Source organism: Microvirga sp. P4_A5, assembly GCF_056402495.1.
In genome coordinates, this window is sequence record NZ_JBFUHH010000118.1 from 1 (window position 1) to 11,570 (window position 11,570).

At 63.8% G+C, this 11,570-nt stretch carries 14 protein-coding genes and 1 pseudogene; 3 read left to right on the forward strand and 12 right to left on the reverse strand.

From position 1 onward, the window contains the following. The 6 genes and pseudogenes from AC1DVM_RS20480 to AC1DVM_RS20505 form a co-directional block, all read right to left on the reverse strand. On the reverse strand, positions 1-332 hold a 332-nt coding region (locus tag AC1DVM_RS20480; RefSeq protein WP_477257523.1), incomplete at its 3' end, for a hypothetical protein. A 362-nt stretch (positions 333-694) separates the two neighbouring features. Continuing rightward, entirely contained in the window at positions 695-907 is a 213-nt protein-coding gene (locus AC1DVM_RS20485) for a carbonic anhydrase (protein ID WP_477257525.1), read from the reverse strand. Between the two features lie 46 nt (positions 908-953). After that, positions 954-1,919 (reverse strand): TerC family protein, encoded by a 966-nt coding sequence (locus AC1DVM_RS20490; protein ID WP_477257550.1) that lies wholly within the window; start codon positions 1,917-1,919, stop codon positions 954-956. A gap of 108 nt (positions 1,920-2,027) precedes the next feature. Then, positions 2,028-2,213, reverse strand: a complete 186-nt coding sequence (locus AC1DVM_RS20495; protein ID WP_477257527.1) for a hypothetical protein — start codon at positions 2,211-2,213, stop codon at positions 2,028-2,030. 409 nt (positions 2,214-2,622) lie between these two features. Next, positions 2,623-3,521 (reverse strand): annotated as a pseudogene (locus AC1DVM_RS20500) (DUF1194 domain-containing protein). Positions 3,522-3,846: 325 nt separating this feature from the next. Continuing rightward, positions 3,847-3,996: a hypothetical protein gene (locus AC1DVM_RS20505; protein ID WP_477257529.1), complete on the reverse strand. Its 150-nt coding sequence runs from the start codon at positions 3,994-3,996 to the stop codon at positions 3,847-3,849. 69 nt (positions 3,997-4,065) lie between these two features. On the opposite strand from AC1DVM_RS20505, the gene AC1DVM_RS20510 reads away from it, so the two are divergent. From AC1DVM_RS20510 to AC1DVM_RS20520, 3 genes are all read left to right on the forward strand, one after another. Beyond that, positions 4,066-4,302, forward strand: coding sequence for a hypothetical protein (locus AC1DVM_RS20510; RefSeq protein WP_477257531.1), 237 nt, complete (start codon positions 4,066-4,068; stop codon positions 4,300-4,302). A gap of 226 nt (positions 4,303-4,528) precedes the next feature. Further along, positions 4,529-5,311, forward strand: a complete 783-nt coding sequence (locus tag AC1DVM_RS20515; RefSeq protein ID WP_477257533.1) for a dienelactone hydrolase family protein — start codon at positions 4,529-4,531, stop codon at positions 5,309-5,311. 341 nt (positions 5,312-5,652) lie between these two features. Next, a complete protein-coding gene (locus AC1DVM_RS20520; protein WP_477257535.1) occupies positions 5,653-5,826 on the forward strand; it encodes a hypothetical protein in 174 nt (57 codons plus the stop codon). A gap of 61 nt (positions 5,827-5,887) precedes the next feature. Here the strand turns inward: AC1DVM_RS20520 and AC1DVM_RS20525 are convergent, their stop codons facing one another. The 6 genes from AC1DVM_RS20525 to AC1DVM_RS20550 all read right to left on the reverse strand — a co-directional run bounded on the left by AC1DVM_RS20525 (position 5,888) and on the right by AC1DVM_RS20550 (position 11,149). Further along, positions 5,888-6,697 (reverse strand): DUF1194 domain-containing protein, encoded by an 810-nt coding sequence (locus AC1DVM_RS20525; RefSeq protein WP_477257537.1) that lies wholly within the window; start codon positions 6,695-6,697, stop codon positions 5,888-5,890. A 36-nt stretch (positions 6,698-6,733) separates the two neighbouring features. Further along, positions 6,734-7,726 carry a magnesium transporter CorA family protein gene (locus AC1DVM_RS20530; RefSeq protein ID WP_477257539.1) on the reverse strand — a complete coding sequence of 331 codons (993 nt, stop codon included), beginning with the start codon at positions 7,724-7,726 and terminating at the stop codon, positions 6,734-6,736. 24 nt (positions 7,727-7,750) lie between these two features. Further along, positions 7,751-7,972 (reverse strand): hypothetical protein, encoded by a 222-nt coding sequence (locus tag AC1DVM_RS20535; protein WP_477257542.1) that lies wholly within the window; start codon positions 7,970-7,972, stop codon positions 7,751-7,753. Positions 7,973-8,218: 246 nt separating this feature from the next. Beyond that, the gene (locus AC1DVM_RS20540) at positions 8,219-9,523 is read right to left on the reverse strand and encodes an NRAMP family divalent metal transporter (RefSeq protein WP_477257544.1); all 1,305 of its coding nucleotides are present in this window, start codon (positions 9,521-9,523) and stop codon (positions 8,219-8,221) included. A gap of 532 nt (positions 9,524-10,055) precedes the next feature. Next, positions 10,056-10,511: a hypothetical protein gene (locus AC1DVM_RS20545; protein WP_477257546.1), complete on the reverse strand. Its 456-nt coding sequence runs from the start codon at positions 10,509-10,511 to the stop codon at positions 10,056-10,058. A 17-nt stretch (positions 10,512-10,528) separates the two neighbouring features. After that, positions 10,529-11,149, reverse strand: a complete 621-nt coding sequence (locus AC1DVM_RS20550; protein ID WP_477257548.1) for a hypothetical protein — start codon at positions 11,147-11,149, stop codon at positions 10,529-10,531. Between the last annotated feature and the right edge of the window lie 421 nt (positions 11,150-11,570).

The window sequence follows — 11,570 nt, forward strand, 5'->3', positions numbered from 1 at the left end:
CCCCCATCCTTTCCAGATAAAGCACGTGATCGACCCATGTCGGCGGGCTCGTCTTCCGGGTTGGCCAAGGATGCCACGGTTATATGAAGCAGCCCCTGGTCACCAAGCTTGGCCGCGTGAGCCGCGGCCGCCTTAAAATGCTTTGCTAACTTTTCCAGTTCGCTCGCGACGGCAGATGGTCGAAGCCGCGGGGGCGCCTCGAGATGGCGCTTGATCGACCGTGCGGTCTGCTCAACCAGCTCTACTGATCTCTCGCGAGAGACAGAAATCTTGCGACGGGCGAGATCACTCTCGAGCCATGCTATCAAGGTTGGATCGGCTTCGGTCATCATACAACGCTCACCATTTTGCAGCCCAGCGAGGTCGCACATTGAGAAAGCATCAATTCGAGATCAGGAGCTACAAGAACTAGGTCTTAACCAGATGCCGCAATGGACCGTTCCCTCCGAAGGCAAAGGTCACACGTTCGAAACGTGTCGGGTGCGCCACTTATCTCATTGAAAAATTTCGCTTCTTTCTAACTGGCCGCTCCATTCGAAGTGCGGTCAAGCGCGTGAATGGCCACCGGATAGCCACGGAATGCGATCTCGTGCCCTATATTGGAGCAACGACTCAATAAAATGCTCCGAAAAGCAACGGGTTGCGACGGGTTGCGACGAGGGCGACGGCTGAGAGGAAGTTGCGCTCCAGTCTATCATAGCGTGTGACAATGCAGTCGGTTGCGGACCACGAACAGCTCGCCGGGTGCCGCCCCGAAGATGGTCCGAGGGTCAACCCGGGAATCGGAGCAGGCGATGACCAGCGTCTTCGGGCGCTCGCCCTGTGCCGCCAGGGCCTCGTAACGGGCGCGTTCCCGCGGCCAGACCTGCTCGTGGAAACGGGGATAGCCTTCGATGAGAGGATCCATTGCGTGAGCCTTTCCTGGTTGGAGACCGGTCTGAATGCCGGGATGGTTAGGACGGGTTCTCCTGGCCCGATGCCTGCTTCGTGTGGTCTCCTCGCGTCTTCCACAGCGAGTAGACGATGCCGGCGGCAAGGATCGCGAAGGTGATGCCCAGCGACCAACTCGGCGGGAACTTGCCGCCGTCGAAGCCGGCGAGATCGGCGAGAAAGATCTTCGAGCCGATGAACACCAGCAGCACGCTCAGCGCATACTTCAGGTAGTGGAAGCGGTGCACCATGGCGGCGAGCGCGAAGTACAGCGCACGCAGGCCCAGGATGGCGAAGATGTTCGAGGTGTAGACGAGGAAGGGGTCGGTGGTGATGGCGAAGATCGCCGGCACCGAGTCCACCGCGAAGACCACGTCGACGATCTCGACCATCAGCAGGGCCAGCATCAGCGGCGTCATGTACCAGGCCGGCCGCCCGGTCCTGGGATCGAGGTGCCGGACCCAGAACCGCTCGCCATGGAGTTCGTCTGTGACGTTGAAGTGCCGGCGCACCCACCGGAGCACCGGCGAAGTACCCACGTCGTACTCCTGGTCGGCCAAGAGCCACATCTTGATGCCGGTAAAAACCAGGAAGGCAGCGAAGACGTAGAGCACCCAGGCGAACTCGCTGACGAGGGTCGCGCCCAACCCGATCATGATGCCGCGCAGCACGATGACGCCGAGGATGCCCCAGAACAGCACCCGGTGCTGGTACAGGCGCGGGATGGCGAAGTAGGAGAAGATCATCGCGATGATGAACACGTTGTCCATCGCGAGGCTCTTCTCGACCACGAAGCCGGTGACGTATTCCTTGCCGGCGGTCGGCCCCATGATCCACCAGACCCATCCGCCGAAGGCCAAGCCCAGTGCGATGTAGAAGGCCGAGAGCACGAGGCTCTCCCTGACCTCGATCTCATGCTGCTTGCGGTGCAGGACACCGAGGTCGAGCGCCAGCAGCACCGCCACGATGCCCAGGAAGCCAAGCCACATCCACAGCGGCTTGCCGAGCCAGTCGAAGAACAGAAACTCCACGGTAACCCTCCCTCAAACGGAAAAGGCGGCTGACCGGAACTGTGGGGCTCCGGCCAAGCGGATGGGTCAGGTCGTCTGGGGGTGGGGCTTGGCCGCGCCCCGGGCGGCGATGCGGTCCTTGAGCGCCAGCTTGATCTTCCTCAGCCGAACGACCTCGACCCCGTTGGGCAAACGGGACTTGAGCTCGCGGACAAGATGAAGATCCGCCTTCGCATGAAGGCTCTTGAGGCGTTGGATCGGACGGGTCTGCATAGGGCTCTCCTCTGGTGAGTTGATCTCACGAGAGCACTCGCAGCCGTGGCGATGGAAGACAGGACCCTGGCACCGAGCGCGCTCGGTGCGGTCCGACATCACGATCGGTTTGGCCAATCGTCAGAGGGGCCCGGTCCGCACGGGTTCGAGAGTGGGAAGCGGAAGGTCAGGCCGCAAGAGGGGGAGCGCCGAATTTTTCGTGGGTCAGGCCTCGACAATCCTTCCGACGGGCAGCGGCCGGACGTCCCGTCCCGAAGCCGGCATCGACGGCATGAACGTCGACGTCATGCCTGAATGACGATGGCCGTACGGCTACTTCCTTGTGCTGGCGGTCAGGTGCGGCCGTCTGCGGCGGGCTCTACGGGCGCTTCCGCACGAAGCGGCGGTGTCAGCACCCACAGGTGGGAAATCAGTTTCCCGACCGCTGCCGACGCCGGAGTTCCCCGGCCAAGCAGTTGGCCCGCTCTTCCGCCTGGGCCGGCTGTACAAGCGACGGGACCTGAGATCTGTCGGCGATCTCGCGAATAACCTTCATCCGGATGGCTTGAGCAAACTGCGCTTTCTCCCGCACCGGGATCATGAAGGCCCCCGGTCCGCCAATCACGCAATCGCGGAAGTAGAGATCGAGGTTCTCGATGTCCCACAGGCCGTCGGGCCGCTTCAGCATGATCGGCAGCCCGTTGATGGTGATCCCCTGCGCCACCGCCCCGTCCCGGGCCGCGGTCACGATGCGGCCCTGGTTGTTGGCCCCATCTCCCGAGATATCGATCACCTGCCGCACCGGTGTAACGCCGCTCTCGCGAAGCTGCCGGAGGCTAAAATCGATGGCGCCTGAGACGGACGTGTAGCCGAAGCGCTGGATCGGCATCTGAGCCAGACGGGCCGCGAAGGCCTGCCCGTCTGCCGGGTGCTCGATCACCGTCCAGGGCACCACGACCTGCCGGTACCCGGATCCAGCCCATTCCACGTACGTCACCGCAATGCGCCCCAGCATGCCCCTGCCGATGGCCTCGTGTACCTCAGGCGAGCGGAAGCCTCGACGAACCCTTCCCGCTGGAGTTCCTGCTCGTCCGGCTCCATCGACAGCGAAACGTCGACAGCCAGCACCAACGCCAGATCGACCTCGGTCTGGGCCTGGGCGCTCCCTGATCCCGTGAGCACCAGCCCCGCGGCCAGCAGGGAGGCGAGGCTACGTGCGATGCCGATCATTCTAAGCTCCCGTTCAGGCAGGACGTCCCACACCTTGAAACTAGAGCATTCGGACGGTCGGGCGATCCTAGGCCACGCCCCGGCGGAGGAGGCGGACATGGCAACACGACGGCTTCGCCTGGCGTTGGCAGCACCGCCATTGCCTGCGGCGGCAGGCTGCGGCGCGGGAGAGCGCGGCCAGGCATCTGATCGGCTTGGCGGACATCCTGACGGTCGCGGGCCGAGCGGAGCCCGCGCGGTGCCTGCTGAGGATCGCGCTCCGCTTCAGGGTCAAGGCGATCTGCCTGACGGCCAGGGCCGAGGCCCTGAACTGGCGTGCAGGAGGAGTTGACCACCCCGGTTTTCCTCCTTGACCGAAGTGCACGGGTGCAAGAGCCATGGTGCTGGCCAGCCGCGCGTGGTCGGCGGGCGAAAGACGTCAGGCTCAGGATCCACCGGGTGGGGCGAAGAAGCAGAGGATCATCTTGCCGGGGGACTCGCAGATGTGAAAGTGCTGGTCCGGGGACAGCCTCGCGATGCCCCGCGCGATGACGCGGCCGTCCCATAGCCTCCAGCCTTCGCGGAGTTCCGTCACGGTCTCGCCGCTCTCCTCCAGCAGCGGGCGGCAATCCCTGTCGCTGCAACACGAGACCGGGTACCAGTCATGGGCGAACGCGGGCGCCGCACCTTCGTTCTGCGGGCCACGGCCGCAGCGATCGCGGCTTACGGAATTCACAGTCTGAATGTCCTGGATATCGGGTCAAAGCTGTTCATGCGGATGACATTTGAATTCTGGGACTTCGAGACTTCGGCGCCCGCCTTCTTCCTGCATCACGTGGCGATCGTGGGACTGTGCGCCCTGCTTTCGCACTGCCTCGCCAAGTTGCTTCCCAAGGCATAGCCGAACCTCGGTGCGGGACCGGGAACTTCTCTTAATGGCACGAGGCGGACCTGAGCGACCTCCGTACAATCGCCAGCGGATCTCTGCGCTTGCACAAAGGGTCTGACGATAGCCTTGACGCTTGGAAAGGAGCAATATCACCGCGGGATGGAAGCTACGGCCTTGCATCCGAGAGATGTCGGGTCTTGTTCGTCCCCGAAACCCGCAGGAGATCCTCATGAGAATGATGGCAGCAGCGCTCTGCGTGTTGGCGATGACGGCGACCGCCCATGCGGCAATCAAGGAGGAGGCGGTCACCTACCAGGACGGCACGGCCACCATGAAGGGCTTCATCGTCTACGACGATGCGGTTCAGGGCAAGCGTCCCGGCATCATCATGGTGCACGAGTGGTGGGGCGTCACCAAGCATGTGCACAACGAGGCGCTGAAGTTCGCGCAGCAGGGCTACACCGCCTTCATCGCCGACATGTATGGCGACGGCAAGATCGCTGACAATCCCAATGACGCCGGCGCACTCGCGACTCTCGTCATGAACGACCCAAAGGTGATGGAAGCCCGCTTCAATGCCGCGCAGGCCCAACTCTCTAAGCATCCCTCGGTCAACCCGACTCRCATCGGCGCCGTCGGCTACTGCTTCGGCGGCGCCGTTGTGCTGAACATGGCCCGCGCCGGTGCCGATCTCGCTGCGGTCGCGGGCTTCCACGCCACGCTTGGCCTCAACACTCCTGCACCGGCGCCCGGCGCGGTCAAGGCGAAGATCCTCGTCCTGAATGGCGCCGACGATCCGTTCGTGAAGCGCGAGGAATATGAGGCGCTCAAGAAGGACTTTGACGCAGCGAAAGCAGAGTACCGGATCATTGAGTACCCGGGTGCGGTGCACGCTTTCACCAACCCCGAGGCCACAGAGCTCGGTCAGAAGTTCAACCTGCCGCTCCGGTATGACGCGCAGGTGGAGCGCGAGGCGACGGCTGAGGCGTTGAAGTTCTTCAGCGCGAGCCTTCATAAGTAGCGCATCGACAAGCGCCGCAGCGTGAACCAACGCTACGGCGCAAGGCCACATGCGTGGTTCGAACTCCCACATTTGCGCGGTGAGCGGACATTTATACGGCTGCGCTTAGAGACTGCCTTTGACCCGCTGCGGACGTCCGCCGAACTGGGCATTGGCGTCCAACTCAGCGACCTCCGTCATCAAGGCACGGCTTAGTGACGGGCGCGTCCTGTCGGATGACGAGACGATCCTTAATTCCAAGCCAGGGGGAGGTTGATATGACAACACGACGGCTTCGCTTCGCCCTTTGGCAACACCGCCGTTCCCTGAGACGGCAGTCTCTCGCTCGGGAGCGCGTTGCAGTGCATCTGATCGATTTGGCGAGCACCTTGGTGGCAGTGGGACGGCCGGCGTCGGCGCGGCGTCTGGTCGGGATTGCCTTGCGATTCAGGGTGAAGGCGATCTGCCTGAACGCCCAGGCCGACGCCGCCCACTGGCGCACGGGCCTGCTCGTCAAAGGCGATCCCTGCACCTGAGGGGCGTGGACATCATCGCCGCGTCGATAATCTGCCTCTGAGCCGGGCTCGCCAACGGCTCCTAATTGCCGAACCGGTCTCTCCACCCGGCCTCGCCCGCAAGGCAATTCGCCCGCCCTGCCACATCACCTTGTGCCGGCCTGATCAGGGATTCCCCGACGGGCTGCACCCCGGAGACCTCCAGCAGGATCTTGGCCTTGATCGCCAGTTGGAACTGCGACCTCTCACGGGCCGGCACCATGAAGGCGCCCGGGCCGCCGATGACGCAGTCGCGGAAGTAGAGGTCGAGGTCCGGATCGTCGAGGGCGCCGGGCTTCTTCAGCATGATCGGCAGGCCGTTGATCGTGATCCCCTTGGCAACGGCCGCATCGCGGGCCTGGGGGGCCGGACGGCCCTGGTTGTTGGCGCCGTCGCCGGACACGTCGATCACCTTGCGGGTGGCCTCCAGGCCACTGCTGCCGAACAGATTCGCGGCTGCGTCGATGGCTCCGGAAACCGATGTGCGTTGCGCCCGCCGCAAAGGGGTCGAGGCGATCCGTTCGGCAAAAGCCATCAGGCTCTCGGAGTTGTCGAGGATCGTCCAGGGGATGATCACCTGCTGTTCGTAGGCTCCAGCCCATTCCATGTAGATGACGCCGATCCGGCCCATCATCCCATGACGGATCGCGTCGTGGACGAGCGGCGAGCGGAACGCCTCGGCAAAGCCCTCCCGCTGCAACTCCTGCTCGTCCGTGTCCATCGAATAGGAGATGTCCACGGCAATGACGAGGGCGAGATCGACCTCCGTCTGCGCCCGCGCTGGCACGGTTGGGACCAGGGTGGCTGCCCAGATGAGGGCGGCTAGCAGCAACGCGCGCACGGGGTGGAGCATGGCAGCCCTCCTGGCGACTGGCCGGAGGGGCGAGTGCTAAAGCCAGCCCCTCCACTTGAACCAATGATAGGGCAGTACGGCCGAAATCACCATGAGCACCAGTGCAACGGCATAGCCGTAGTCCCACTGCAACTCCGGCATGTCCTGGAAGTTCATGCCGTAGATCGTGCCGACCAGGGTCGGCGGCAGAAACAGCACGGCGGCAATCGAGAACACCTTGATGATGCGGTTCTGGTCGAGATTGATCAGCCCCAGCGTCGCCTCATGCAGGTACACGATCTCGGACGACAATTGCCCTTCGTAGGCCGAGAGCGAGCGCAGGTCGCGCTCGACCTGCTTGAGGCGGGCCGGGCTGCCTTTGGTCAGCCACTCCTCGGCGCCCTGGCGCAGGTAGGGCACTAGGCGCGACAGCGACAGCAGGCTCTCGCGCAGGATCGCCACCGTCATGTTCTTGCGCCCGAGCCGCTTGATCAGCACCTGGAGCTCGTCCTCGACCCGCTTGACCTTGCGGCGCTTCGGGTTGCGGTCCTCGACGAACAGCCGGGTCGAGACCTCGTTCAGGTCGGACGCGACCATCTCCAGCACGTCGGCAGCCCGCTCGACGATGCTCTCGAGCAGCGATGCCAAGAGGCTGTCGCTGGTGGTGTGGGCTTCCGGCTGCCGCTGGCTCTTGGCGGCGAACGTGCGGAAGGGCACCGGGTCGGCATAGCGCACCGAGACTAAGTGGGATCGCGTGAGGACGAAGGTCACCTGGGTGCGGGAGGGCCGGCCCTCGGCCACGCCGTTGATGACCACGGCCGTCATCACCAGGGCGCCATGCTCCTCGTAGAGGCGGGCGGATTCCTCGATCTCGGCCATTTCCTGCCGGGTCGGCACCTGAAGCCCGAGCAGTGCCTCGACTGCCTTCTCCTCCTCGTGGGTGGGATCGAGCAGGTCGATCCAGAGCACGTCCGAGGGAACGGGGAGTGTCGCGTCCTCATGCGCCAGGCGCACGAGTCGGCCCTGGCGCAGGCCATGGAAGTTCATCATCGAATGGTCCTCAGGCGGGAACGACTAGCCGCGCGTGGGCTTTGGCGGCGTCGCGTGGTGGGCAAGGTTGTCTGAGGATGTCGCGGCGGGCCGGCCGAAGGCAACCGCCGCGGCGTGAAGCCCGAGGATGGGCACGAACACGAGCCCGAGCAGGAGGGCAACCATCAGCATGATGCTGCGGTCGTCGGATTGGGCCTCCCCGCCGCCGACATGGGCACGAGAGGAGAACAGGTCCAGGAAGGTCATGGCTCACCTCGGTTCCGACCAGCCGTCGCAGGCCGGGCGGGTGAGCCGATCAAGCGATCAGGCGTCTGCGCGGGCCGGCAACGGCGTGGTCAATCGACTGTGACTGTCGCTTGGCATTTCGTTCAGGGTTCCAGTGGGTCCGGGGCCCGCCGAAGCAGGGCGCGGATGAAAAGCCAGATGCGCCTGAAGCAGTTCCCGGTCAAGTCGAAAACTGATGGCTCTCCAGTGTTCCTGCGGCGACCGGCCTCAGAGGGACGTCGCCAGCATCCCGACTACGGCGAGGCCCATGACGGCGGTGGCGGTCCAGCCAAGCCCTCGGAGCCAACCGCGCACGGGGAACCGTCCCATGATGTCTTGCCGCGAGGCAATCAGCATCATGACCGCCATCAGCGGCACGGCAATCACCCCGTTGAGCACGGCCGTCCAGTAAAGCGCCTTGATCGGGTTGATCCCGGTGAAGTTGATCATCATGCCGACCAGCGTCGCAAGCGCGACCGTGCCGTAAAACGCCTTGGCCTCCTGCGGGCGGCGGTCAAAGCCCACCGGCCATTTCCGGGCTTCCCCCACGGCATAGGCGGCCGACCCCGCGAGCACGGGAACGGCGAGCAGGCCGGTGCCGATGATGCCGAGCGAGAACACCACGAAGGCGAACTCTCCCGCGATGGGCCGCAACGCCTCCGCCGCCTGGGCCGAGGTTTGAATGTCCATGATGCCGTTGCGGTGGAGCGTACCCGCCGTGGTGACCATGATGGCAAGCGCCACGCTGTTCGCGAAGGCCATGCCGACCAGGGTGTCGATCTCGATCCGGTGCAGGGCCGCTTGCCCTTGCTTGGGCGCTCTGCGCAGGGCCTTGCGGTGCGGATAGGCGTGAATGTCCTCGACCTCCTCGGCCGACTGCCAGAACAACAGGTACGGGCTGATGGTGGTGCCGAAGACGGCTACGAGGGTGGTGAGGTACTCGGTCCGCCATTCGAGATGCGGAAGGAACAGGTGGAGCACCAGATCACCCCAGCCGATGCGGACCGTCACGAGGGCGGCGAAGTAGGCGAACAGGGCCAGGGTCAGCCACTTCAGGACCGCCTCGTACTGCGTGTATTGCAGGAACACCTGCATGTAGGTGCAGACCCCCGCGAACAGGAGAATGTAGAGCCAGTTGGGGCCAGGCAGGAGGAGGTTGACCGCATCGGCCATCGCGCCGAGGTCGGCTCCGAGATTGATGGTATTGGCGATCAGCAGCAGGAGAACGATGACTTGCAACAGCCAGTTCGGGTAATGCCGCCGCAGAGCCCCGGCAATGCCGTGGCCTGTGGTCCGGCCGATCCGGGCACTGATCATCTGAACGGCTGCCATGAGAGGGTAGACGAACAGCATGGCCCAGGTCAGACCGTAGCCGAACTGCGCGCCGGCCTGGCTGTAGGTGGCGATTCCGCTCGGGTCGTCGTCCGAGGCGCCGGTGATCAGGCCGGGACCGAGCACCCGCAGCAGGCGCGGCTTCGTCGGGGGAATGGTGGGGCTTGGACCCTCGGGGTCATCGTTCTCGATCACCGGCATGGCGGCGGCCTTCTGACCTCAACGGGGAGAGCTTAGCCGCTTGGCTCTCCGGCGCAAGGCACGAACCTGCCCGATCCAGGTCAGCATGGCCTCCTCTCCAAGCCAGCCACGCCTGTACAGATGCTCGCCAGTCCAGAGCAGCAGGACTGCCAACTTGACCAAGGCTGAGGCCATGTAGAGGCGAGAGCGGCTCGTGAAGTGCGTCATAAGCGACCCCGAGGCGGCGATAGCAATGCCCTATTCTGCTCTCTCGAAAGGTTCACGAGACGTGCATGTAACGCGCAGCCGGTTGTTATCCCTTCGAAGGTCTCAAAGTGGCACGAGGCTGAAGTAAGCCGAAGGTCAGCTCTGGCAGAGAACACCGCACAGCCAAAAAGGAGGCAGATTTCTTGAGCTGACTCATTCCGGTACTTCAGCCAGGAAAAGAAGCCGGAGTCGATCGGAATTCGCCCAGGTTACTCAATCTTTGAACCGCAGGTGCTTGGACCCTGATGTGTATACCTTCCTGCCGTGTGAACACTGCCATGCCCATTCAGGGGCATAGGGCTGTCGCAAAATTCTCCCGATGCCCTCCGCGGCGACAGCGCAAGGCCCGACGGACCTCGCGGATGCTCCATGCCCCCATTGCGGCTCCGTCCAAGTGGATATCCCACCGCTCGCCGCGCACGGCATCGTCCAGCAGCCCGTCCCGCACCACCGTGATCCGGGTGGATGTCGGCGTTTCGGCGCCTTCGTTCACCTGAAGAATGTGCTGGGCGACGCCCTCGAAGGGTCCGGTGATCGTCAGGGCAACCTCCAGCGGAGAGCCTCCGCCCGCCGCAAGGGCGGTGGCCGCCTTGTACTCCGCCGGGGCCACGGTCGTCATGTCGGCAACCGGGATGTCCACCAGCGATGAAGATGGGCTCGATGTCACGGGCTGGGCAACCGACGTCCCGGTGAACGAGAGCGCCAGCACGAGACCGAGATGGGTGCCATGAGAGCTCCACATGCTCTGATTGGCTCCACTTAGCCGCCGGAGATGACCGCATCCGGGATTTCGTAACGTTCATCGCCGATGCGCACGGTCGTCAGGTCGCCTTGGCGGGCCGCGCGGAACGCACCGGGATCTGCTTGGCTCACATCGGCCCCCGTCGCCTTGCCGTTCTCGAAGAAGATCGCCCGGGTCCGGCCATCCGGCTTGGTGATCCTCACGGTCCCTGAGCCTGTCCCCTTGCGCGTGACCCCGAAGGGGCAGGAACCCATCGGCCGGGCCGCGGCCATGGCGCACGGAATGTTCCCCGTGGCATGGAAGGCCGTTCCGGCCACGACGGCATCGGTCGACCCTGCCTTGTCGGCGGCGGCGACGATCATCTCGAGGCGGTACTTGGCGACTTCGTTGCGGCGGGCGGCGCTGCGCATCATGTAGACCCGGATCCTGTAGTCCCCGGGTTTTGGCAGGACGCCCTCGTACTGGTTCCGGCTCACCGATCCGTTGAAGAAGGCAACCTCCGTCTCGCCGGGGGCCAGAATGTTGAAGTAGTTGACCCCGTTGTCGCTGGCCATGCTGACGTTCATGGATTGCCCTTGCCGGGCACCGAGCACATAGTCGTCGACAGTGTCGTAGCCTTTGATCCTGCCCTCGATCACGGTGCTTATCTTGCCGGGAGCAAAGCGAACCCGCTCCGTGCGGATGTCCTCTGCTGCGACAGACCACTGAAGCAAAGTACGACGGCAATTGCGCCGAACCTTGGAATCCGCATGGGATTTCCCCTCGTCCCACTCTGGAGAACCCGATGCTTATCCAAGCTGACACTGTCGTGCTTGATCGCAAGGGACAGTGGGCTGACATTTTGAACCAATCGCCTAGCTCGATGGCTGCGTCTGGGTGAGATCCGTCCTACAGATTGGAATATCTGAGGTAAATACCCCCGGCAAATCAGTTGGTTACCTTTATTCGGGTGGTCTTTGCTACCGAATGCCGACTTACCTGAGCCACTGTCATGGTGGTAACGTAAGCCGGAGCGTCATGTTGGATAGGCTCTGGTAAACATTACTGAGTCTTCGCAGG